Here is a 24,377-nt window from a genome sequence, read left to right as displayed (position 1 = left end):
CTGGTCGGCCTGGCTCCAGCGCGACGCGCGGCTGCACTACCGACCGGCCGCCGGGTTGGTCGGCGCGCCGCTGCTCGGCATGGTGTTCGGCATCGGCTGGACCCCGTGTCTCGGCCCGACGCTAGCCGCGGTCCAGACCCTCGCCTGGACGCAGGCATCGGCCGGACGCGGCGCGTTCCTCGCAGCGGTCTACTGCATCGGGCTCGGACTACCGTTCATCGTGACCGCGGTCGCGTTCCGCCGAGCGATGACCGCGTTCGGCTGGATTAAGCGGCACTATGCGGCGGTGACCCGCGTGGGCGGCGGGATGCTCGTCGTGGTCGGCGCGGCCATGGTCAGCGGGGTGTGGGACGACCTGATCCACCACATGCAAGGGTGGGTCCAAGGCTTCAACCTGCCGCTGTGACGGCCGGCATACCGAGATTCACCGAGGCGGAGAGTGTGACTGAGCAGCAGACGGACACGGACCAGCAGGCCGAGGCGCCCGGTCCGGAGTCGGCGGCCGACTTTGAGGGCGGCGACCGGCTGTCCACCGCCCCACGCCCGGAATCCTCGCTCGCCGTCCCCAGGCTCGGCACCTGGGAGCTGCTGCGCTGGATGTGGCGGCAGCTCACCTCGATGCGGATCGCGCTGACCCTGCTGTTCCTGCTCTCGGTCGCCGCTATTCCCGGCTCGCTGCTGCCGCAGCGCGAGATCGACCCGAGCAAGGTGCTGCAGTTCTACCTCGCGCACAAGACCTGGGCGCCGATCCTGGACAAGCTCCAGCTGTTCGACGTGTTCGAGTCGGTGTGGTTCGGCGCGATCTACTGCCTGCTGTTCATCTCGCTGGTCGGCTGCATCCTGCCCCGCTCGCTCGCGCACTTCCGGGCGATGCGCGGCCGCCCGCCTGCCGCGCCCCGCAATCTCAAGCGGCTGCCGGTGCACGCCTCGTTCCGCACTGCGGCCCCGGCCGAGCAGGCGCTCGCGGCAGCCCAAAAGCGGCTGAAGGGCAGGCGGTTCCGTACCGTCACCGGTGCGGACGCCGGCGGCACCTGGGTCTCCGCGGAGAAGGGTTATCTGCGCGAGACCGGCAACCTGATCTTCCATCTCGCGCTGCTCGGCATCCTGGTCGCCGTCGCGATCGGCCATTTCTTCGGCTTCAAGGGCGCTCGCCTGGTGACCGAAGGCAACCAGTTCTGCGACACCGTGGCCGGCTATGACAACCTGACGATGGGTCAGCTGGTCGGCCCGGAAGATCTGCCGCCGTTCTGCATCCACCTGGACAAGTTCACCGCCAGCTACCAGGACAGCGGCGACCAGATGGGCCAGCCGCGCACCTTCGACGCCTACACCACTTACTACGCGACGCCGACGAGCAAGCCCAAGAAGGTGGACGTGCGGGTCAACGACCCGATCACGGTCAACGGCACCAATGTCTTCCTAGAAGGCCACGGCTACGCCCCGGTCGTCACGGTCAAGGACGGCACGGGTCAGGTCGTGTATGACGGACCGGTCACCTTCCTCGGCATCGACGCGAACTTCACTTCCAGCGGCTCGATCAAGGTCCCGGACGCCAAGCCGAAGGGCCTTGGTTTCCAGGGCTATCTGCTGCCCACGGCCGTGACCGTCCCCGGTTCGATGCCCGCCTCGGTGTTCCCCGCAGCGCAGAACCCGGTACTGATCCTGGCCGCGTACGCCGGAGACCTGAGCATGGACGCGGGAGAGTCGCAGAGTGTGTACACGCTCGACACCAGCCATATGACCCGCTTGCAGGTAAAGGACAAGACGAACCCGGCCGGCGGCAACGCGCTGATGCTGTCGGTCGGGCAGAGCGCGACCCTGCCGAGCGGCCTCGGCTCGATCACCTTCGACGGGGTCAAGCAGTGGGCGCAGTTCAACATCGCCTACGACCCCGGCCAGCCCATCGCGCTCGGCTCCGCGGCCTTCGCGGTGCTCGGCCTGGTCGGATCGCTCGGCATCCGCCGCCGCCGCATCTGGGTGCGGGTGAGCGAGCAGGGTGACGGAACCCGGCTGATCGAGGTCGCCGGCCTGGCCCGCACCGAGGGCGCGACGCCGACCACGGAGGTCACCGAGGCGGCGGAGACGCTGGCCGCGCAGCTGACCGTGGCGCCGTCGGGCAGTGCTCCCGAAGAGCGTGTTCCCGAAGAGCGTGATCCGGCGGAGCCTGGTCCAGCCGAGAACGACAAGCAGCAGCGCAAGTCAACCCCGCGCACTGGAGCGTCCGCGTGATCAACGAAAACCTCGCGCACTACAGCAATCTGTTCATCGCGTTGGCGCTGGTCGCCTATGCGTTCGCGTTCTTCGCGTACTGCGCCGAGTGGGCGTTCGGCTCCCGCTCCCGGATCGGCGCGAAAGCCGGCGCGGTCGGCCGTTCGGACGCGGCGGTCGCCGGGGCCTCGGCAGCGGCGGGCGAGCACACGACCGTTTCGGTCGGCTCGTCCGGCGTCTCGGTGCTCACCCGGACGGCGCAGGAGGAAGCGGAGCCGACTATCGCCGGCGACTCGGTGCGCGCCGAGATCGGCGGGCGCTTCGCCGTGCTGGCCACATTCATCGGCTTCGGTTTGCACGCCGCCGGGGTGGTCAGCCGGGGCTTGGCGGTGCACCGGGTGCCGTGGGCGAACATGTACGAGTTCTCGTGCGCCGCCGCGCTCGCCATGGCCTTCGCCTACGTGGTGCTGCTGACCACCGGGCGCAAGGTGCGCTGGCTCGGCCTGCCGGTCACCTTCATCGTGCTGCTGACCCTCGGCCTGGCCTACACGGTGCTCTACACCGACGCCGAGGAACTGGTCCCGGCGCTGCACTCCTACTGGCTGTACATCCACGTCACCGCCGCGGTCCTGTCCACCGGAGCGTTCGGCGTCGCGACTGTGGCGACGATGCTGTACATGCTCAAGGCCGCCGCCGAGGAGGGAAAGCTACCGCGGCTGCACGGCGTGCTCGAGCGGGTGCCCTCTTCCGGAATGCTCGACCGCACGGCGTACCGGGTGATCGCGTTCATCTTCCCGCTGTGGACCTTCGCGGTCATCGCCGGCGCGATCTGGGCCGAGAAGGCCTGGGGCCGCTACTGGGGCTGGGACCCCAAGGAAACGTGGTCCTTCATCGTGTGGGTGATCTACGCCGCGTATCTGCACGCGCGGGCCACGCACGGCTGGAAGGGCCGGGCCGCGGCGTGGATCGCGTTGCTCGCTTTCCTTTGCGTCATGTTCAATTACTTCGGGGTTAATACGCTGCTCACCGGTCACCACAGTTACGCCGGACTCTAGGTAGACCGGCCATAGGCCGCCTTATCAAGATCCGCAATGCCTTGGCTGGCAACCGGCCGAGGTACGGGCAGCGTCCTGAAAAGCGGCAACAGGGTTAGCGTGCCGGGTGGACCGGCCGTGCCGAGCCCTACACGCGGAAGGACCTGACCTGATGAGCGACGATCGCGGCTGGTACCCGGCTTACGGGTCCGACGACCGCGGCGGAGAGGGGAGGCGCCGGGACGAAGCCGGCAACGACCCCTACGCACAGGGTCAGTCATCCGGTCGTCCCGCACGCGGCGATGGTTCGCGTCACCGCACGGACCGTGGCGGTCAGCAGCCCCGGGACCCGTATCGCGTACCGCAGCCGACGCAGCGCCAGCCCCAACAGCCGTGGTCCGCGGATCCGTATTCGCAGGACCGCGACGGGTACAGCGGCTACGGCAACGGTGCGCCGCAGCAGGGGCGAGGAGAGTGGACTCCGGGCTCCGACGGCCGCGGCGCAGAGCGGGCGACGCCCGTGGACGCCTACCCGCGACGCGATCAGTACGCGGCGAATGGCGCCGGTAGGGCGAATCGCCCCAGCAGCAACGGCGCGTGGTCACCGGCCGACGCGGTGCCTCCAGGCCAAGGGCAGGGCCGCCGCGGGCCGCAAGACGACGACGCTTGGACCCCTCGCTCGCGCGGAGCCCGTACGGCTACGGCTTCCGCGTCTGCCGGGATCGTCGACGGCAACGTCAACAAGGATGTCGACCTCGACGAGCTCGACCCCTCCGGCCGGGCCAGGCGCGCCGCAGCGGCTGCGGGCCGAGGCGGCGGCAAGCGCCCGCCGTCCCGCAAGCGCACAGCCATCAAGTGGACCGCGATCGGTGTCTCCACGCTGTTGGTGCTGATACTGGCCACCGGCGCCTACGTGATCTTTCACCTGACCGGCAACATCAAGCACACCGCGCTGCTGCAGAACGGCACGACGCAGTCGCCGGAACCGGTCGACAAGTACGGCCGCTCGCCACTGAACCTGCTGGTCATCGGCTCGGACTCGCGAAACAACCCGGCCGACTGCGCGATCGGCCACGACTGCGGGCCCGGCGCGAACGCGGACGTGGAGATGGTCGTGCACCTCTCCGCGGACCGCTCGAACGCGACGGTCATGTCCATCCCGCGCGACACGATGGTCAACATCCCGCACTGCACCGACACCGCCAACCACACCAGCGGCGGCGGCTTCGTCTCGACGATCAACAGTTCGCTGCAGTGGGGGCCGTCCTGCACGGTGCTCGCGGTGCACAACCTCACCGGTCTGACCATCGACCACTTCGTGATGGTCGACTTCGTCGGCGTCGAGACGCTGTCCAACGCGCTCGGCGGCGTGCAGGTGTGCGTGTCGTCGAAGATGTACGACTCGAACTCCGGGCTGCGGCTGAACAAGGGCGTCAACATGGTGCAAGGCGCCAGTGCCCTTGCTTTCGTGCGTACCCGCCATGGCTTCTACGACGGCTCGGACCTCGGCCGGGAAAAGGCGCAGCACTACTTCCTCTCGCAGATGATCAAGGAAGTGCGCGCCACCATGAACCTCTCCGACTTCGGCACGCTGTACAAGGTGGCCGACGCGGCGACCAAGGCGCTCACCGTCGACGACGGCTTGAGCGGCGTCAGCGGCCTCGAGGGCCTGGCGACCACCATGAACCGGGTCCCGACCAACCGGATCTCGTTCGTCACCATGCCGTGGAACATCGACCCGCTGAATCAGGCGCACGTCGTGGTCGCGCAGCCCTACGCCACGGAGATGTTCCACAACATCCTGAACGACGTGCCGTACTCGGGCGCCAGCTCCAGCGCGTCGGCCGGAGCGAGTGCCGCGCCGAGCACCCAGACCCCGGCGACCTCGTCGGGCGTGCAGGTCAACGACGCGGCGGTCCGGGTCCAGGTGCTCAACGGCAGCGGGGTCTCCGGGCGGGCGACCACGATCAAGGACGCGCTGGTCAACGGCGGTTTCTCGCAGGCGACCGTCGGCGGTAACGCGACCGCGGCCACGGCCACGAAGATCTACTACCCGTCGACCAAGAGCGACTCCGCGGCGGCCGTGCAGAAGGCGCTCGGCCTGCCGAGCTCCGCGCTGAAGGAGTCGAACGCGTACTCGGAGGTGACCGTGGTCCTGGGCAGCGACTGGACTTCCGGCACCACCTTCGGCGGGGCGGCGGCGACCGGCGGCGCCGCACCGACCACGGCGGCCAGCGCCCCGGCGGTCTCCTCGCTCTCCAACGCCAGCGACAGCGGCAACACCTGCATCCCGGTGAACCCGTTCAACGTCGTCAAGTAGCCCGCCACAATGGAGGCGTGACGGAGTCGAGATCGACGGCGCGGGAAGCGGCCATCGCCCGGCCCTGGGTGATCCTTAGCTGCACGACCTCGCTCGACGGCTACCTTGACGACACGACGGCGCAACGGCTGCTGCTCTCGAACGACGCGGACTTCGACCGGGTGGACGCGCTGCGGGCCTCGGTGGACGCGATCCTGGTCGGCGCCGGGACCGTGCGCGCGGACAATCCGCGGTTGCTGGTGCGGTCGCCGGAGCGGCGCGCGGCCCGCGTCGCGGACGGAGAACCGGCCAGTCCGCTGCGCGTCGTCGTTTCCGGGTCGGGCAAGCTCGATCGCGACGCGGCCGTGTTCACTGCGCCGGGCGCCGAGACCGCCGTGTACAGCGGTCACAGCGGCACGAACTCCAGCGACGAGAGAGGCACCGCAGGCGGCCGTTCGCTTGATTTCGGCGACTTGCTGGACGACCTGGCCCGGCGCGGGGTGCGGCGGCTGATGGTCGAAGGCGGCGCCTCGGTGCTGACCCGATTCCTGGCTGAGGACCTGGCCGACGAACTCCAGCTCTCCGTCGCGCCTTTCCTCCTCGGCGACTTGAAAGCGCCGCGGGCCTTCGGGCCTGGCGGCTATCCGCAGTCGCCGCACCGCCGGATGATCCTGGCCGAGAGCCGCGTTATCGGCGACGTGCAGTTCAGCCGTTACCTGATCAACCGCCCCGGTCCTGACGCAGCCTCAGACGCGCGGCTGTTGCGCGTCGCCGTCGAACTTTCCCGCTCCTGCCCGCCAGTCATGGGCGCGTTCTCGGTCGGCGCGGTCGTCACCGACGTAAACGGCGCCGTGATCTCCACCGGTTACTCGCGCGAACCGCTGCACGGCCTCGGCGACCCGAACAAGAACCACGCCGAGGAGGTCGCGCTCGCCAAGCTCGACCCCGCCGATCCGCGGCTCAAATCCGCCTGCCTGTACACGTCGCTCGAACCCTGCTCACCGCGCTCCTCCCGACCACTCAGCTGCACCGACCACATCCTCGCCGCCGGCATCCCGCGCGTCGTGCTCGCGTTGCGCGAGCCGGCGCTGCTCGCGCTCTGCGATGGAGCCGACCGGCTGCGCGCCGCGGGAGTCGAGGTCATCGAGCTAGCTGAGCTGGGCGAACAGGTGCGCGCGATCAACGCGCATCTGCTCAGCTGACCGTCGCGTCACCGACGCTGAGCGCCATGGATACTTGACTCCATGGCCTATGAAGATCTGCGCTCCTTCCTGCGGACGCTTGAGCGCGAGGGGGAGCTGCGCCGGATCAAGGTCCAGGTCGACCCGTACCTCGAGGTCGGCGAGATCACCGACCGGGTGCAGAAGGCGCACGGCCCCGCCCTGCTGTTCGAGAACGTCAAGGGCTCCGAGTTGCCGCTGGCGATGAACGTCTTCGGCACGCAGCGCCGGCTGTGCCTCGCCCTTGGCATCAAGAGCCTGGACGAGATCGGGGAGCGGATCGGTGAGCTGCTGAAGCCCGAGTTGCCGCACGGCCTTTCCGGCTTCAAGGACGCGCTCGGCAAGGTCGCGCAGCTGCGCTCGGTGCCGCCGAAGCATGTCAAGGGCGCGCCGTGCCAGCAGATCGTACTGACGGATGATCAGGTCGATCTCAATGCGCTGCCCGCCTTGCACACCTGGCCGCAGGACGGAGGCTCGTTCTTCAACCTCGGCCTCACGCACACCAAGCACCCGGAGACCGGCCAGCGCAACCTGGGTCTGTACCGCCTGCAGCGGCACGATTCACGCACCATCGGCATGCATTGGCAGATCCACAAGGACTCGACCAATCACTACGCGGTCGCGCAACGTCTCGGCGAGCGGCTGCCGGTGGCTATCGCGTTCGGCTGCCCTCCGGTGGTTACGTACGCCGCGACTGCGCCGCTGCCCGCGGACATCGACGAGTACTTGTTCGCCGGATTCGTACAGCGCGAGCGCGTCGAGCTGGTGGACTGCAAGACCGTGCCACTCCAGGTCCCGGCGCACTGCGAGGTCGTGCTCGAAGGCTGGCTCGAACCCGGCGTGACCCGCCCCGAGGGCCCGTTCGGCGACCACACCGGCTTCTACACGCCGGTCGAACCCTTTCCGGCGCTGACCGTCACCGCGGTGACCATGCGCAAGAACGCGCTGCTCCAGTCGATCGTGGTCGGCCGCCCGCCGACCGAGGACGGCCCGCTCGGCAAGGCCACCGAGCGTTTTTTCCTGCCGCTGCTCAAGATGATCGTCCCGGACATCGTGGACTACGACCTGCCTGAGACCGGCGGCTTCCACAACTGCGCGATCATCGCCATCGACAAGCGCTACCCGAAGCACGCGCAGAAGGTGATGAACGCGATCTGGGGCGCGCACCTGATGTCGCTGACCAAGCTGATCGTGGTCGTCGACGCGGACTGTGACGTTCACGACTACGCCGAGGTCTCCTGGCGCGCGTTCGGGAATGTGGACTACGCCCGCGACCTGCTGCTCACCGAAGGCCCCGTCGACCACCTCGATCACGCCTCGTATCAGCAGTTCTGGGGCGGCAAGCTCGGCATCGATGCGACCCGTAAGCTGCCGCAGGAGGGCTACACCCGCAACGGCGGCTGGCCCGAGATGATCACGTCGGAACCGGCCACCGCGGCGCTGGTGGACCGCCGGTGGAAGGAATACGGCCTGTGAGCACAGCGGTGCCGGTCGAGAGCGTCGCCCCGGCGCGCGGCGTCAGCGAGAAGTTCAAGGCGTTCAAGAGCCTGGTGCTGCTGGAACACTCGGTGTTCGCGTTGCCGTTCGCGTTCACCGCGGCGCTCAGCGCGATGTTCCGCGCCTCGCGCACCGTGCACTGGCTTCAACTGTTGCTGATCACCCTCGCCATGGTCGGCGCGCGTACCTTCGCGATGGCGGCCAACCGGATCATCGACCGCGAGTTCGACGCGCGTAACCCGCGCACCGCCAAGCGCGAACTGGTCACCGGGCGGCTCAGCGTCCGCACGGCCTGGATCGGTGCGGTTCTCGCCCTCGGCCTGTTCCTCGGTGCGGCGGCCGCGCTCAACACGCTGACGCTCGCCCTCGCTCCGCTCGCCGTGATCCCGCTGGTCATCTACCCGTACGGCAAGCGCTTCACGAACATCCCGCACGCGCTGCTGGCTCTGGCTCAGGCGATCGGCCCGATCGGCGCGTGGATCGGCGTAACGGGCCGGTGGTCATGGACCGCGGTGGTGCTCGGTCTTGCGGTCGGCATCTGGATCGGCGGCTTCGACCTGATCTTCGCGCTTCAGGATGTGGAGACCGACCGCGAACAGGGGCTCGGCTCGGTCCCGGCGCGCTGGGGTATTCGTACCGCACTGATCGGGGCGCGGTGCGCACATGCGGTGACCACCGGTCTGTTCATCTGGTTCGGTGTGCTCGCCGGGGGCGGTGTGTTCTGGTGGCTGGGCGTCGCGGTCGTCGCTGGGGCGTTCATTTACGAGCACTCATTGCTGCACCCGGACGATCTTTCCCGCCTCAACCGCGCGTTTTTCACGGTCAACGGCTTCGTTGGTATCGCGCTGTTCTGCTTCGCGCTACTGGATTTGGTGACCCGCGGATTGCGGGCCTGAGCGCGGCGGATCGAAGGTTTCCGGGTGCGGACGATTCAGATTGACACGCCCACCCCCGAACGCGAGACTGTCGCATCCTGATTCATCGGGTAATCACGCTCATCCCTCGGGGGGATCATGACCAACGAAAGCCCATTCCTCGCGCCCGCAAACGACGCCGGCATTCCGGCCGCCCCGCCACGGCCGCTCAAGCCGAACCGCGGCCTGCTCATCGCGATGGCGGTTCTCGGCGGCGTATACGTGGTGCTGTGCTTGGCCGAGATTTTCGTTCTGTTGCATCGAGTGTCTCTGCTCAATCAGTTGACCGGCGATGCCGAGGCCGACTCGGATCTGCTCAACCGGATCGACTCCGCCGCGAGCACGGTGAACACTGTTTCCTGGATAGCGGTCCTCGCCTTCCTCTCGACCATCGTCGTGCTGTCCATCTGGCTGCGCCGGGTGCGCGCGACCTGGGGCCCGACCGGGCAGTATCAGCGGCTGCTCAAGGAATCCGGATACCGGATCTTCCGCATCGTGTGGATCGCCTCTCTCGTGCTTTCGGTCTTCCTGCGCGGCACCGGCACGCAGGACACCATTCACGCCATGATCAGCCACGATCACTCCCTCACGATTTACTTCGGCATCCGCGCGGTGCTCGGCGTCGCGCTGGTCTACTTCGCGATCCGCTTCGCGCGGGTCTCAGCCCGCATTTTGACGCTGACTCAGGCCGGCTACAGCCAGGACGCGGTCAGCTACCTGTCGTCTTAAGCTGAGCGCATGATCGAGCAGGAACCGCGCAGGCCGTGGATCGTCGGCGTCTCCGGCGCTTCAGGCACGCCCTACGCCGCTGCGGCCCTGCGCGGACTGCTCGATGCAGGGGAAAGCGTCGACCTGGTGGTCAGTCGGGCAGCTCGGCTGACCATCCTCGACGAGACCGGCATCTCGTTCCGGGATGCCTTTTGGCGCGATGACCTCGCTGCATGGCTGGCGCTCAACGACGCGGCGAACGCGGGTAACGCATCGGCGTCGGGCAACGGTCGGAAACTGGACTCGGTGCGTTACTGGTCCGCTGGTGACCTTGCCGCTGGTCCGTCCTCGGGCAGCTATCCGGCAAAGGGCATGCTCGTGGTCCCTGCGTCCACGGCTGCGGTCGCTGGTATTCGACTGGGCCTGTCAAAGGACCTCCTGCAGCGTGCCGCTGACGTGACGTTGAAGGAACGCAGGCCACTGGTTGTGGTCGTGCGGGAGACGCCGCTGAATTCGGAGACCCTTGAGCACCTGCTCGCGCTCAGCCGCGCCGGCGTCGTGGTGCTCCCCGCCTCGCCGGGCTTCTACGCGGGAGCGCAGGACGTGCAACGTCTCGTCGATTTCGTGGCCGGCAAAGCACTGGACGTGCTCGGCGTCGAGCATTCGCTACTGCGGCGGTGGGAGGGCGAGCTAGGCGCTGCCCGCCAGTTGCCACGGCCCGAATGACCCGGCGCAGTAGCCTGTTGCAACGCAGGTCGAAGCTTTAAAGAGGGGATCGCACACGTGGATGCCGTCGACCGCACGCTCATCGAGGCGTTGCGCGCGAACGGAAGGGCCACGTATGCCGAACTCGCTCGGCTCGTCGGCCTGTCCGGCCCGACCGTGACCGACCGCATTAACCGGCTGGAGCAGGCCGGGGTCATCACTGGGTACCGCGCCATGATCGACCCGAGTGCGGTCGGCCTCGGTGTTACCGCACTGATCGGCGTGCTGCTTTCGGACGCCGCCGACCTGGATGACGTCGGGCGCCGGCTGCGCGACGTGCCCGAGATCGAAGACTGCTGGTTCGTCGCCGGGGAGGAGTCGTACCTGGTCAAGGTGCGCGCGGGCGATCCGCTCGGCCTGGAGAAGATCATCGGCAAGCTCAACCGCATTCGTGGGGTCGCGCGTACCCGGACCACCGTCGCGCTGTCCACCAAGTGGGAGGGCCGGCAACTCCCGCTGGAGGACGACCCGCAGACCTGATCCGGGATGATCCGGACGGCCTCTGGCGTGCGGGGTCTTGGCGGATCAGGCCGTACGCCGTGGTCCGCGAAGCGTGGCGTAGGCTCGTGAGTCGAACCCCGAATGCCACTTTCTGGAGGGCCGCAACCGATGGACGCCGGACTCAAGCGCGAGCTCGAAGAGAAGGTGCTGACCGGGCAGCGGCTCACCTACGACGACGGCGTCGCGCTGTACGCGGCAGACGACCTGGCCTGGCTCGGCGAGCTGGCGCACCACGTGCGCACCGTGAAGAACGGCGACCGGGTTTTCTTCAACGTCAACCGGCACCTGAACATGACGAACGTGTGCTCTGCCTCCTGCGCGTACTGCTCGTTCCAGCGCAAGCCGGGCGAGAAGGACGCGTACACGATGCGCATCGAGGAGGCAGTGCGGCTGGCGAAGGCGATGGAGCCGGACGGCATCACCGAACTGCACATCGTCAACGGGCTGCACCCGACGCTGCCGTGGCGTTACTACCCCAAGTCGATCAGGGAGCTGAAGGCGGTCCTGCCCGGCGTCTCGATCAAGGCGTTCACCGCCACCGAGATCCACTGGTTCGAGAAGATCTCCGGGCTGACCGCGGACGCGATTCTGGACGAACTGATGGACGCCGGGCTCGAGTCGCTGACCGGAGGCGGCGCGGAGATCTTCGACTGGGAAATCCGCTCGAAGATCGTGGACCACGCGACGCACTGGGAGGATTGGTCCCGCATCCACCGGCTGGCACACAGCAAGGGGCTGCGTACGCCGTCGACGATGCTCTATGGGCACATCGAGGAGCCGCGGCACCGGGTGGATCACGCGCTGCGGCTGCGCGCGTTGCAGGACGAGACCGGTGGCTTCGCGGTGTTCATCCCGCTGCGCTTCCAGCATGACTTCCACGACTCGAAGGACGGCAAGCAGCGCAACCGGCTGATGACGCAGCCGATGGCGACCGGAGCCGAGGCACTGCGCACCTTCGCGGTCTCCCGGCTGCTGCTGGACAACTTCGACCACATCAAGTGCTTCTGGGTCATGCACGGTCTGACGACCGCTCAGCTGGCGCTCAACTACGGCGTGGACGACCTCGACGGCTCGGTCGTCGAGTACAAGATCACGCACGACGCGGACCGCTTCGGTACCCCGGACAAGATGACCCGCGACGATCTGCTGGACCTGATCCGCGACGCCGGGTTCACGCCGGTCGAGCGCAACACGCGCTACGAGGTGGTGCAGGAGTTCGACGGACCGGATCCGGACCGGCGCGAGCAGCCGCAGACGATGACGTTCGCCTAGGCGGTCGGATCGGTCGGTGCCGCGCGCCCGCTGGCGGGCGCGGAACAAGGAATCTTGAAATTGCATGCGACATGCGGCAAGTTCATGCATACTTGATTCATGACGCTGGAATTCGCGGTCGACCCTGAGCTGACCGAGACGCTGCGGGCGCAGATCGTGGCCTGCTGGACCGACGTGTCCAACGCTGGCGGCGCGGTGGGCTTTGTGCCGCCGGTCACGATGGACGATGTGCTGCCGGTGGCGGAAAAGCTGTTCGCGGCGGTGGCCGACGGGCGTGATCGGCTGATTGTCGGCTGGGCGACTGACCCGGACAGCGCCGACCTGGACAGCGCAGACCCGGACAGCGCCCAACCGCGAGTGGCGGCGCTCGCCACGATCTCGGACGGGCAGTTCCGGCTGACCGAGCACTGGCGCAAGGTGAAGCGGGTCATGGTGCACCCGGACTTCCAGGGCCGCGGCTACGGGGCGCTGCTCATGGCCGAGATAGAGCAGACCGCGCGGCGGATCGGGCTGGAGATGCTGACGCTGGACTGCCGGGGCGGGACCGGCAATGACGTGTTCTACAAGAAGTGCGGGTACGTCGAGTACGGGCGGCTGCCGGGAGCGCTGCGGCTAAGCGCGGACGATTACCGGGACCAGGTCTTGATGGCGCTTTCGTTGACCGAATGAAGGCCGCAGCCAAGCCCGCAGTACAGGTGAGGTACCGTGAAATGGTCCCCCCACGAAGGAACCCACAGCCATGACCGAGCAAGCCGGCACGAAGCAGAAGACGAAAGCGAAGGCGACGAACTCTGCGAAGAGCGCGGCCGCCGCGAATGGCGCGGTGGACGTGCCGCCGCAAGCCGGCCAGTCCGCCGAGCAGCAGGCGACCGCGCCGGTGCTCGAGACCCGGCACGCCGTGCTGCGCTACACCACGCTTCGGCTGGCGCTGTTCCTGGTCGCGCTCGTGGTCGTGTGGGCGATCGCCCTCATCTTCAACATGGACCTGAGTTCGCAGCTGTCAAAGCTCACCCTGCTCGCCGTCGCCCTGCTGCTCTCGAGCGCGGCCTCGGTCATCGTGCTGTCCAAGCAACGTGACGCCATGTCAGCCGGGATCGTCTCGCGCACGCAGCGGCTCAGCCGGAAGTTCGACGACGCGGCCTCCTTCGAGGACGACGAAGAGTAGGAGAGCACAGCGCCCGCCCGCCCCAAGCGGCGATCAAGTCGCGGCGTAGTGTGCTATCCGTGGACAAACCTCGAGTCGGACACATCCAGTTCCTCAACTGCCTGCCCATCTATTGGGGCCTGGTCCGCTCAGGCGCCCTGCTCGACCTGGACCTGGTCAAGGACACCCCGGAGAAGCTCTCCGAGCAGCTGGTGGCCGGCTCCCTCGACATCGGGCCGATCTCCCTGGTCGAGTACCTGCGCAACGCGCAGGACCTGGTCGTGCTGCCGGACGTGGCGGTCGGCTCGGATGGCCCGGTGATGTCCTGCAACCTGGTCTCGCAGCTGCCTCTCGCCGACCTCGACCGCGCCCGCGTCGCGCTCGGCTCGACCTCCCGCACCACCGTCCAGCTCGCCCAGCTCATCCTGCGCGAACGGTACGGGGTCCAGCCCGAGTACTACGGCTGCCCGCCCGACCTCGCGCTAATGATGCAAGAGGCCTCTGCCGGAGTGCTGATCGGCGACGCGGCATTGCGCGCCTCACTGCACGAGGCGCCGCGGCTTGGCCTGCGCGTGCTCGACCTCGGTGAGGCCTGGAAGGACTGGACCGGCCTGCCGATGGTGTTCGCCGTCTGGGCCGTGCGCCGCGACTTCCTGGCCCGGCAGCCGGCCCTGACCCGCGAAGTGCACCAGGCGTTCCTGCACTCCCGCGACCTGGCGATGGCCGAGGTGGACAAGGTCGCCGCACAGGCCGCGCGCTGGGAGTCCTTCGACACCGCGACGCTGGAGCGGTACTTCACCACCCTCGACTTCTCCTTCGGGCCGCGGCAGCTCGGCGGGGTGCGCGAGTTCGCCCGACGCGTCGCCGGGCAGATCGGCGCCGACCCCGAGGTCTGCATCGAGCTGCTCCCTGACGCTTCCGAAACGGCGGCCGCGTAAGCTGGACGCAGGATTGAATCGGGAAGGTCGGTAACAGATGGTTTCGCTCGGCACCCAGCTTCAGGACGCCCTCGATCGCGCCGCCGAAGGCGGGCGCATCTCCGAGGAGGAGGCCCTGGAGCTCTACCGGCACGCCCCGCTGCACGCGCTCGGCCGCGCCGCGGACGCTGCCCGGCGCAAGCGTTACGCCGACACCGCCGATATCGCGACGTACATCATCGAGCGGAACATCAACTACACCAACGTCTGCGTTACCGCGTGCAAGTTCTGCGCGTTCTACGCCCCGCCCAAGTCCGAGAAGGGCTGGTCCCGGGACCTCGACGAGATCCTGCGGCGCTGCGGCGAAACCGTCGCGCTCGGCGGCACCCAGATCATGTTCCAGGGTGGCCACCACCCCGACTACGGCGTCGAGTACTACGAAACCGCATTCCGCGCGATCAAGGCCGAGTACCCGCAGCTGGTCATCCACTCCCTCGGCGCCTCCGAGGTCCAGCACATGGCCAAGGTGTCGTCCGTCACCATCGAGGAAGCGATCACCCGGCTGAAGTCAGCCGGACTCGATTCCTTCGCCGGCGCCGGCGCCGAACTGCTGCCCGAGCGACCGCGCACCGTCATCGCCCCGCTCAAGGAGTCCGGCGAGCGCTGGCTCGAGATCATGGAGACCGCGCACCGCCTCGGCCTGGAATCCACCTCCACCATGCTCATGGGCACCGGCGAGACCAACGCCGAACGGATCCGGCACATCGCCATGATCCGCGAAGTGCAGGACCGCACCGGCGGCTTCCGCGCCTTCATCCCGTACACCTACCAGCCGGAGAACAACCACCTGAAGGGCCGCACCCAGGCCACCACGATCGAGTACATCCGGATGATCGCGATCGCCCGGCTGTTCCTGCACAATGTCGCGCACATCCAGGGTTCCTGGCTGACCGTCGGCAAGGAGGCCGGCCAGCTGACCCTGCACTATGGCGCGGACGACCTCGGTTCGGTGATGCTTGAGGAGAACGTCGTCTCCTCGGCCGGTGCGCGGCACCGCTCCAACCGCATGGAGCTGATTCACCTCATCCGGACCGCCGGACGGATCCCCGCGCAGCGCGACACCCTCTACAACCACCTGGTTGTGCACACCGACCCGGCGAACGACCCGGTGGACGACCAGGTGCGGTCACACATCGCGTCCACAGCGTTGCCGCTCGTAGAAGTCGGCTGACCAGCAGCGCCGCGATTGCGGGCGCCAGAGCCAGGTGACGGCACGTCAGGCCGAACGCCCCTGGCTGGTCGCCCGGAGTTCGCGCGCCGTTCACGACGCGGCGGCCAAGTCGCCGAGGGCGCGGACTAACAATCTCCTACGGAGGCTGACATCGGGTCGGCCTGACCTTGGGAGTTCTCTCGATGCCTCGCGCATTCGGACGTACGCGCACCGTGCGCGTCGCCGGTCTGGCCAGTGCCGCTGTCCTGGTTTCCGGCGCCGTCCTGGCACCCGGCGCCGCCTCGGCCCACACCCATTCCGCCGACTCGCGGCACGTCCTCGTCATCTCCGTCGATGGGCTGCACCAGGCGGACCTCGCCTGGTACATCAAGCAGCATCCGCACTCGGCCATGGCGAAGCTGGTCGACGGCGGCATCGACTACACGAACGCGCAGACCACCAACCCGTCCGACTCGTTCCCCGGTATGATCGCGCAGTTCACCGGCGCGACCGCGGGCCAGAGCGGCGTCTACTACGACGACACGTACAACCACGCGCTGCTGCCCGCGGGCACCACGAACTGCAAGGGCGCGACGCCCGGTGCGGAGGTGTCGTGGACCGAGGCCGCCGACAAGAACCTCAACGCGCTCGACGGCGGCGAGGGCTTGGCCGGCCTGCCCGGCTCGATCCTGAAGATGACCGGCGACCCGGCCTCCGTGCTCGACCCGAAGAACCTGCCGGTGGACCCGGCGACCTGCAAGCCGGTCTACCCGAGCCAGTACCTGCGCGTGAACACGGTGTTCGACGTGGCCAAGCAGGCCGGGCTGCGTACTGCGTGGTCTGACAAGCACCCCGCGTACTCGATCCTCGAAGGCAAGTCGGGCGACTCGATCGACGACCTGTTCACCCCGGAGATCAACTCCGACTCCTCGATCGCGGGCTTCCCGGCCGGCAGCGACTGGACCACGGACAACGCCGCGACGCGTATCTACGACGGTTACAAGGTCCAAGCTGTGCTCAACGAGATCGACGGTTACGACCACTCGCGTGCCCAGAAGGCCGGCGTCCCAGCGATCTTCGGCATGAACTTCCAGACCGTCTCCACCGGCCAGAAGTTGCCGAAGTCGGATGGTCTGACCGGTGGTTACCTGGCTGACGGAGTCACTCCCGGCCCGCTGCTCTCCTCCTCCCTCGACTGGGTCGACGCGCAGCTCGGCCGGTTCCTGACCGAGCTGAAGAAGCAGCATTTGGACAAGAGCACCACGGTCATCCTGTCCGCCAAGCACGGACAGTCCCCGACCAAGCCGTCCGACCTGACCCGGATCGACGACGGCCCGATCGTGGACGCGGTCAACGCCGCTTGGGCCAAGCTGCACCCGTCCGCGAAGGCCCCGCTGGTCGCCTTCACCGTCGATGACGACGTGATGCTCTGGTGGCTGAGTGACCGCTCGCCGGCCGCCGCGGACTTCGCGAAGAACTTCCTGCTGAAGCTCTCCGGCACCGGCAACGACATCAACGGCAATCCGAAAGCGTTCACCACCGCGGGTCTGAAGGCCGTGTACGCGGGTCAGGGCGCGGCGCAGTACTTCGGCGTGGCGCACAGCGACCCGCGGGTGCCGGACCTGGTCGGCGTCGCGAAGCTCGGCACGGTGTACACCGGCGGCAAGAAGAAGATCGCCGAGCACGGCGGCGCGAACCCGGCGGACCGGGACGTCCCGATCGTGGTCTGCGGCGCGGGCGTCGACGCCGACGGCTGGCACTTCGACTCGGCCCCGGTGCTTACCACGCAGATCGCGCCGACCATCCTGGAACTGCTCGGCCTCGACCAGTGGAAGCTGCAGACGGTGCGCCAGGACGGGGTGACCGACCTGCCGCGGATCTGACGGCGGGTCAGTTCACCGCAGAACTAGATCCGATTATCTGATCTATTACGCCAATCCGGTCCGCCGCGCTCGACACCTCGGGCGCGGCGGACTTTCCGCGTCCATGCCCTGTTACCGTCCGAAGTGATCCATTCGGCGACGATGGGGGCATCCGTGCAGTTCAGGGATGGGTTATCGCGGCTCGCTCGGCTCTTGACCAGGCGCAGTTTTAAGAGAAGCGACACCAAGAGCAGCACGGTTAAAAGCGGCACGGTCGGGAGGAGCGCCGGGGCGGCGGCGCTGCTGATCGGACTTCTGGCCGCCGCGCTCTGTGCCGCGACCCCACGCACCGATCCGGCCCGCTTGGCACCCATCAGCAACGCGGCCAATGCGGTGGCGCATGGACAGTCGCTGCATGAAAAGACCGTCAGTTATCTCGGGCGCAGTTTCCCGGTCCCTTACTCCTGGCAGGTCATCGACCTGGCCGCGCACCCGACGACCTGCGTGCGATTCGATATGCACGCGGTCTATCTCGGTCACCCCGCCGCCGACGAGGACTGCCCGGCGCGCGGCGTCGGACGGCACACCGGCGCGCTGCTGATCGAGCCTCAGCTCACTCGCGAGAGCACCGCCATCGCCGTCGCACTCGACCGCCGTATCGCCGGCGAGATCGACGTCACCGCGCCTGGCCTGAGCATCACCGCCAGCTACAGCGAGGACGACCGCTCAACCGTCGTAAACGCCATCACCGCCGCCGGGCTCCCGCAGCCCGCCACACCCCCGCAGTCCACCGCACTCCCGAATAGCGCTGCGCTCACGCAATCCGCCTCCACCGCGCAGCCGAACGCAGCGGCTCCGCTGCACGATTCGGCGCCAGTGGAGATCGTCCGAGGCACGAGTCAGGTCACCGGACTCGGCTTCGACACATGCACCGCGCCGAGCGCGGGCCAGATGCAGGCGTGGGGCGCTTCGCCGTACAACACGGTCGGCATTTACATCGGCGGCTCCGAGCGGGCCTGCGCGCAGTCGAACCTCACCTCCGGCTGGATCAGCGCGCGGGCGCAGTCCGGCTGGCACTTCATGCCGCTCTACGTCGGGTGGCAGGCCGCGTGGGACTCACTCACCGGCACCGCACCGGCGGTCCTGGGCAAGCAGAGCGCTGACGACGCCGTGATCGAGGCGCGCAATCTCGGCATCGGTGCCGGCGCGCTGCTCTATTACGACATGGAGTCCTACGACAATTCGACGCCGCAGAGCGCCGCGGCGCTCGCCTTCGAGTCAGCGTGGACGTCCGAGCTCCACGCGAAGGGCTACCGCTCGGCGATCTACAGCAGCGCCAGCACCGGTATCGCCGACCTTGTCTCGCATCGAGGAAAGATCGTCGAACCGGACGCCGTCGACATCGCGCGGTGGAACGGCGTCGCCGACGCGGACCTCGGATCCACCCCGCCGGGCACCTGGCAGTTGGCGCGGGCGCACCAGTACCTTGGCGGCGTCGATGCCTCATTCGGCGGCGTAAAGATGAATATCGACGACGATTACTTGTCCATCAATCTCGCGGTCCCTCCGGGTACGCCCTCGCCTTCCGCGAGCCCGAGCCCGTCTACCTCCCTGAATGCGTCCGTACCACCAAGCGCTTCTGCGTCGCCGAAACCGACTAGTGCGCCGCCAGCCAGCCCACTACCCGGCTCTGCACCAGTGAGTTCCGGCGGCCCAGCAACCTCATTCACCCCGATTCCACCGCTGAGCGCCCCTTTCACTCCCACCGCAGCGGCCAAGTCCTGACAACTCAGGCCCGGTCATTTGGGCATCCAATAGGCTCAGCGCATGCTGACCCTGCACAGTGCGCCCATTGTCCTTCCCGCCGTCTCCGAGCCGATCGGGGACGGCGCGGTGCTGGTGGACGGCGACCGGATCGCGGCCGTCGGTCCCCGCGAGCAGCTGGTTGCCGAGCATCCCGGGGCGCGTGAGCGCGCGTGGTCCGGCGTGCTCACCCCCGGCTTGGTCAACGCGCACGCGCATCTTCAGTACACCGACTTCGAGGAACTCAACGCGCTCGGCGAACCGTTCCCAGTCTGGCTCGGTCACATGGTCGCCAAGCGGGCCACCTTCACCGATCCGATGTGGCAGGAGTCCGCGCGCCGCGGCCTGCACCTGATGTTCCGCAGCGGCACCACCGCCGTCGCCGACATCGTCACCGAGCCCGCCGTCCTCGCCCCGACCGCGCGCGCCGCCATCGCCGGGATCTCCTACCTCGAAGCAGTCTTCGAGGACGCCCAGAGCTGGTCTGACTCCGGCCGCGCGCGCATGCTCGCCGCGCTTGAGAGCGCCCCGGCTGGTCGCGCCTTGGGCCTTTCCCCGCATACGCCGTACACGATCTCGACGTCCGTCTTCGTGGACTGCCTCGCGATCGCCCGCGAACGCGGCCTGCGCACGCACACGCATGTAGCCGAGTCTCCGGCCGAGACGCAGTACGTGGCCACCGGCGACGGCCCGTTCGCCGCCGACATGGTCCGCTTCGGCAAGGCGATGGAGCTGATCCGGGACGGCGGCAGTGGACTGAGTCCTGTCGGGTTCCTCGACAAGATCGGCGCGCTCGGAGCCGATGTACATGCGGCGCACTGCGTTCATTGCGACGCGGGGGACCGGGAGGTGTTGCGTGCCCGTGGGGTTTACGCAGCGCTCTGCGTGCGGTCGAACCGCATCCTGCAAGCTGGCGAACCGCCGGTCGCCGACTACCTGAGCGAAGGCTCGCCGTTCGCGATCGGTACCGACTCGCTGGCTTCAAGCCCCAGCCTTGACCTGCTGGAAGAGGCCGCCACCCTGCGCGATCTCGCGCTTGTTCAGGGCTACTCGGAGCCAGACCTGGACCGCCGGATCGTGGAAGCGGCGACGCTCGGCGGCGCGGCGGCGATGGGTCTGACCGACGTCGGCCGGCTCGAGGAGGGCGCCCGAGCAGACCTCGCTGTCTTCGAAGTGCCCGCCCTCGACGCCCTCACCGCGGCCGACCTGACCGAGGTCTACTCCGTGCTGCTCGACGCGGCCGCTGCGAAGACGCACCGCTGCGTCGCTACCGTCCTCGGCGGAACGATCGTGCACCGCGCCTAATCCGTTGCCGCGGCCGCGGCAACGGCCGCTTACGCGTATCCCCGGTGCAGGGCAACGATGCCGCCGGTTAGGTTTCGCCACGCGACCCGTGACCAGCCGGACGCCCGGATAAGGGTCGCGAGACCCTTCTGGTCCGGCCATGCCCGAATCGAGTCCGCGAGGTAGACGTACGCCTCAGGGTTGGACGCGACACGCTGCGCGATGGTCGGCAGCGCCCGCATCAGGTACTCGATGTAGACCGTGCGGAACGGGCCGTTCGTCGGATGTGAGAACTCGCACACCACGAGTCGGCCGCCGGGCTTGGTGACCCGTCGCAGCTCGCGCAGCGCGGCGGTGGTGTCCGCGACATTGCGCAGCCCGAAGGAGATGGTCACCGCGTCAAAGGCGCCGTCGCGAAACGGCAGCCGCAGCGCATCCCCGGCGGCGAAGTCCAGCTCAGGGTTGCGCGACCGGCCCACGCCCAGCATCCCGAGCGAGAAGTCGCAGGCCACCACGGACGCCCCGGCCTGCTGGAACGGCACCGAGGAGGTGCCGGTCCCGGCCGCCAGGTCCAGGATCCGCTCGCCGGGACGCGCGTCGACCGCCGTTGCCACCGCTCGCCGCCATGCGCGCGTCTGACCCATCGACAACACGTCGTTCGTCAGGTCGTACCGGGCCGCCACGCCGTCGAACATCGCGGCGACTTCGTGCGGTTCCTTATCCAGGGAGGCTCTGCTCATGGACCTATCCTGGCACCTTCGAAAGAAAGTAGGACGCAGGCGGTGTCTCTCACCCATCGGTCTCCCGGCGTTCCGGACCGGCGATCCCGGCTCCGCAGGACCTGGCCGCTCGCGGCGCTGGCGCTCGCGGTAGGTGTCGGGCTGGGGAGCGCGGGGCTGTCCGCGTGTAGCGGCTCCAGCGCGCACCCTGCCGCAGGTGACACGCCCGCGGGCACCGCATCGGCTGCCGCCTCTCCCTCGCCGGGCCTGAGCGATACCGCCGCCGAGAATGCCAAGCCGGGCACGAACGCCTGGTCGATTCCCGCCTCCGCGATCGGGCCGCAGAACGCCATTCAGGGTTACACCGATCAGGCGTCCGTCACTCCCGGTCAATCCTTCAAGCTATTCGTTTCCACGACCGCGCCCAGCTTCACCGCGACCGCGTACCGCATCGGTTACTACGGGGGCGCGAACGGACGTGAGGTATGGCAGTCCCCGAGTACGCCCGGGAAACACCAGACCGCGCAAACCATCGCGCCGGGCACGCACACGGTTGAGTGCAACTGGTCGCCGTCGATGACTGTGCCCACGCAGTCCTGGCCGCCGGGTGACTACCTGATCAAACTCGTCGCGTCCAACGGCACAGGGCAGCGGTACGTGCCCATCACCGTGCGATCCACAGACACCACCGGAAAAATCATCCTGGTCGCTGGCGTTACGACCTGGCAGGCGTACAACGCGTGGGGTGGTTACTCGCTCTACCACGGCCCCAGCGGTGGCCCGAGCGACCGGGCGCGCGCCGTTTCGTTCGACCGGCCCTACCTGGATCCCGACGAGGAGGCGGCCGACGGACTCTTCTTCCCCTTCGACCAGGCCCTCGTGTCCTTCGCCGAGCAGCACAATCTGCCGGTCGCCTACGAGACCGACGTGGAGCTGGAAACCGAACCGGCGCAGTTCACCCACGCCGCAGGGATCGTCTCGGACGGGCACGACGAGTACTACTCGGCGACCATGCGGCAGACCCTCACCGCGGCCCGCGACGCCGGCGCGAACCTCGCCTTCCTCGGCGCGAACGCGATCTTCCGGCACATCCGCTGGGGCTCGACCCAGCTCGGTGCCGATCGCCTGATCATCTGTTACAAGGACGCCGCCTCGGACCCGATGTACGCCACTGACAAGACGCAAACCACGCAGGACTGGCGCGACGAACCGGATCCGCGTCCCGAGAACACGCTGACCGGCGCGTACTACCAGTGCAATCCGGTCGATGCGCCGTACGTCGTCTACGACCCGACTAACTGGATCTTCGCCGGTACCGGAGCGACGAAGGGGGAGAAGTTCCCGGGACTGGTCGGCCCCGAATACGACCGGGTAGTCGACATCGCCACCACGCCGCACCCCATCGAAGTGCTTAGTCACTCGGCGCTGACCTGTGACGGCCACGCCAGCTACCAGGAGTCGGCGTATTACACGACGTCCTCCGGCGCGGGCGTCTTCGACGCGGGAACGATGCGCTGGGAGTGCGCGCTCGGCAGTCAGTGCTCTTCCCACCTCAACGCGGCAGACCGGGCCTTCGTGCGCACCGCGACGCTGAACCTCCTCACGGCCTTCGGGCAGGGGCCGGTGGGTAAGGCGCATCCTGCCAACGACAACACGGCGGCTGACGGCGTCCCGCACTCCGGCGGGCTCGGCATCGACTAGGCGGCGGCGCGGGTTGCCGTGCCTGTCCCGCTCAACTGGACAACTGCCCGCGCCGCTTGTCTCGCTCAGCCGGACAATCGCCCCGCCGGTGTCCAGTCCAGCGAGACACTTGCGTCGATCACCAGGCGACCGCCCCCGACCTCCGTACAGCCGTCTGTCTAGACTGCTGCCGTGCCGACTGAATACGCCGCCGCGCAGAATCGCGCCGCCACCGAAAACACGGCCGACGCGATCATCGTGGGCGCCGGGCCGGCCGGGTCCGCCGCGGCGTACCACCTCGCGCAGGCGGGGCTGGACGTGTTGCTGCTGGAAAAGACCGAGTTCCCGCGGGAGAAGATCTGCGGCGACGGCCTGACTCCGCGCGCGGTCACCCAGCTGATCCGGATGGGTATCGACACCTCGCCGGAGGCCGGCTGGCTGCACAACAAGGGTCTGCGCATCATCGGCGGCGGACGGCAGCTCGAGCTGGAATGGCCGGAGCTGGCCTCGCACCCGAACTACGGACTGGTGCGCCCGCGCTCCGACTTCGACGAGTTGCTCGCCCGCCAGGCGCAGAAGGCGGGCGCGCGGCTGCTGGAGCAGTGCAACGTCACCGGACCGATCCGCGACGAGCGCACCTCCCGGATCGTCGGCGTCACGGCGAAGCTCGGCCAGGACAAGCGGGAGCTGACCTTCCGCGCGCCGCTCGTCGTGGCGGCGGACGGCAACTCGACCCGCCTGTCCATCGCGATGGGCCTGCACAAGCGGGACGACCGACCGATGGGCGTGGCGTACCGGGCGTACTACCGCAACCCGCGGCACAACGACGACTGGCTCGAATCCTGGCTGGAGCTGCGCGACGCCCAGCAACCCGACCGGCTGCTACCCGGCTACGGCTGGATCTTCGGCATGGGTGACGGCACGTCGAACATCGGCCTGGGCATCCTCAACACCTCCACGGCCTTCGGCAGCGTGGACTATCGCGACATGATGCGCCGCTGGCTGGCCTCCACCCCGGCCGAGTGGGAGCTGACCGAGGAGAACCGCACCGGCCCGATCCGCGGCGCGGCGCTGCCGATGGGCTTCAACCGCAAGCCGCACTACACCCGCGGCCTGCTCCTTGTCGGCGACGCGGGCGGCATGGTCAACCCGTTCAACGGCGAGGGCATCGCGTACGCGATGGAGTCCGGCGAGATCGCGGCGAAGGTGATCGCGCAGGCGCACTCGCGCCGTACGGTGTATGACAAGGAACTGGCCTTGTCTGACTATCCCAAGATCCTGAATCAGACTTACGGCGGCTACTACACGCTTGGCCGACTGTTCGTCAGCCTCATCGGCAA

General features: G+C 68.2%; 21 protein-coding genes. 20 read left to right on the top strand and 1 reads right to left on the bottom strand.

Annotation, left to right across the window (positions count from 1 at the left end):
* The 18 genes from VN779_RS22700 to VN779_RS22615 all read left to right on the top strand — a co-directional run.
* Nucleotides 1-406, top strand: a 406-nt coding sequence (locus VN779_RS22700) for a cytochrome c biogenesis CcdA family protein (RefSeq protein WP_325726673.1), incomplete at its 5' end; no start/stop codon positions are given.
* Between the two features lie 35 nt (nt 407-441).
* Nucleotides 442-2,229: a cytochrome c biogenesis protein ResB gene (resB, locus tag VN779_RS22695; RefSeq protein WP_325726671.1), complete on the top strand. Its 1,788-nt coding sequence runs from the start codon at nt 442-444 to the stop codon at nt 2,227-2,229.
* Complete coding sequence (gene ccsB / locus VN779_RS22690) at nt 2,226-3,263, top strand: c-type cytochrome biogenesis protein CcsB (RefSeq protein ID WP_325726669.1); 1,038 nt, start codon at nt 2,226-2,228, stop codon at nt 3,261-3,263. Before resB ends, ccsB begins: the two co-directional genes overlap by 4 nt.
* Before the next feature lie 151 nt (nt 3,264-3,414).
* A complete protein-coding gene (locus VN779_RS22685; protein ID WP_325726667.1) occupies nt 3,415-5,562 on the top strand; it encodes an LCP family protein in 2,148 nt (715 codons plus the stop codon).
* Between the two features lie 17 nt (nt 5,563-5,579).
* Nucleotides 5,580-6,743 (top strand): dihydrofolate reductase family protein, encoded by a 1,164-nt coding sequence (locus VN779_RS22680; RefSeq protein ID WP_325726665.1) that lies wholly within the window; start codon nt 5,580-5,582, stop codon nt 6,741-6,743.
* Between the two features lie 42 nt (nt 6,744-6,785).
* Entirely contained in the window at nt 6,786-8,237 is a 1,452-nt protein-coding gene (locus tag VN779_RS22675; protein ID WP_325726663.1) for a menaquinone biosynthesis decarboxylase, read from the top strand.
* Nucleotides 8,234-9,154 (top strand): menaquinone biosynthesis prenyltransferase MqnP, encoded by a 921-nt coding sequence (gene mqnP, locus VN779_RS22670; protein ID WP_325726661.1) that lies wholly within the window; start codon nt 8,234-8,236, stop codon nt 9,152-9,154. Before VN779_RS22675 ends, mqnP begins: the two co-directional genes overlap by 4 nt.
* 117 nt (nt 9,155-9,271) lie before the next feature.
* Nucleotides 9,272-9,901, top strand: coding sequence for a hypothetical protein (locus VN779_RS22665; RefSeq protein ID WP_325726659.1), 630 nt, complete (start codon nt 9,272-9,274; stop codon nt 9,899-9,901).
* A gap of 9 nt (nt 9,902-9,910) precedes the next feature.
* Entirely contained in the window at nt 9,911-10,606 is a 696-nt protein-coding gene (locus VN779_RS22660) for a UbiX family flavin prenyltransferase (protein WP_325726657.1), read from the top strand.
* Between the two features lie 57 nt (nt 10,607-10,663).
* Nucleotides 10,664-11,125 carry an Lrp/AsnC family transcriptional regulator gene (locus VN779_RS22655; RefSeq protein ID WP_325726656.1) on the top strand — a complete coding sequence of 154 codons (462 nt, stop codon included), beginning with the start codon at nt 10,664-10,666 and terminating at the stop codon, nt 11,123-11,125.
* 129 nt (nt 11,126-11,254) lie between these two features.
* Nucleotides 11,255-12,418: an aminofutalosine synthase MqnE gene (gene mqnE / locus VN779_RS22650; protein ID WP_325726654.1), complete on the top strand. Its 1,164-nt coding sequence runs from the start codon at nt 11,255-11,257 to the stop codon at nt 12,416-12,418.
* A 99-nt stretch (nt 12,419-12,517) separates the two neighbouring features.
* On the top strand, nt 12,518-13,087 hold the full coding sequence (locus VN779_RS22645; protein ID WP_325726652.1) for a GNAT family N-acetyltransferase: 570 nt from the start codon (nt 12,518-12,520) through the stop codon (nt 13,085-13,087).
* Between the two features lie 70 nt (nt 13,088-13,157).
* A complete protein-coding gene (locus VN779_RS22640) occupies nt 13,158-13,583 on the top strand; it encodes a DUF4229 domain-containing protein (protein ID WP_325726650.1) in 426 nt (141 codons plus the stop codon).
* A gap of 50 nt (nt 13,584-13,633) precedes the next feature.
* A complete protein-coding gene (locus tag VN779_RS22635; protein WP_414639739.1) occupies nt 13,634-14,500 on the top strand; it encodes a menaquinone biosynthetic enzyme MqnA/MqnD family protein in 867 nt (288 codons plus the stop codon).
* A 37-nt stretch (nt 14,501-14,537) separates the two neighbouring features.
* A complete protein-coding gene (gene mqnC, locus VN779_RS22630) occupies nt 14,538-15,710 on the top strand; it encodes a cyclic dehypoxanthinyl futalosine synthase (RefSeq protein ID WP_325726646.1) in 1,173 nt (390 codons plus the stop codon).
* Nucleotides 15,711-15,892: 182 nt separating this feature from the next.
* Complete coding sequence (locus VN779_RS22625) at nt 15,893-17,572, top strand: alkaline phosphatase family protein (RefSeq protein WP_325726644.1); 1,680 nt, start codon at nt 15,893-15,895, stop codon at nt 17,570-17,572.
* A gap of 192 nt (nt 17,573-17,764) precedes the next feature.
* On the top strand, nt 17,765-19,336 hold the full coding sequence (locus VN779_RS22620) for a glycoside hydrolase domain-containing protein (protein WP_325726642.1): 1,572 nt from the start codon (nt 17,765-17,767) through the stop codon (nt 19,334-19,336).
* Between the two features lie 42 nt (nt 19,337-19,378).
* Complete coding sequence (locus VN779_RS22615) at nt 19,379-20,659, top strand: amidohydrolase family protein (protein WP_325726640.1); 1,281 nt, start codon at nt 19,379-19,381, stop codon at nt 20,657-20,659.
* A gap of 29 nt (nt 20,660-20,688) precedes the next feature.
* Here VN779_RS22615 and VN779_RS22610 read toward each other — a convergent pair whose 3' ends face one another.
* Nucleotides 20,689-21,378, bottom strand: a complete 690-nt coding sequence (locus tag VN779_RS22610) for a demethylmenaquinone methyltransferase (RefSeq protein ID WP_325726638.1) — start codon at nt 21,376-21,378, stop codon at nt 20,689-20,691.
* A gap of 42 nt (nt 21,379-21,420) precedes the next feature.
* On the opposite strand from VN779_RS22610, the gene VN779_RS22605 reads away from it, so the two are divergent.
* Nucleotides 21,421-23,058 (top strand): N,N-dimethylformamidase beta subunit family domain-containing protein, encoded by a 1,638-nt coding sequence (locus tag VN779_RS22605; RefSeq protein ID WP_325726637.1) that lies wholly within the window; start codon nt 21,421-21,423, stop codon nt 23,056-23,058.
* 171 nt (nt 23,059-23,229) lie between these two features.
* On the top strand, nt 23,230-24,377 hold a 1,148-nt coding region (locus VN779_RS22600; protein WP_325726635.1), incomplete at its 3' end, for a geranylgeranyl reductase family protein.

It is taken from the genome of Actinocrinis sp. (genome assembly GCF_035605935.1).
GTDB lineage: Bacteria > Actinomycetota > Actinomycetes > Streptomycetales > Catenulisporaceae > Actinocrinis.
The sequence above is the reverse complement of the archived record's forward strand: the minus strand, read 5'-3'. Positions and strand labels throughout refer to the sequence as shown.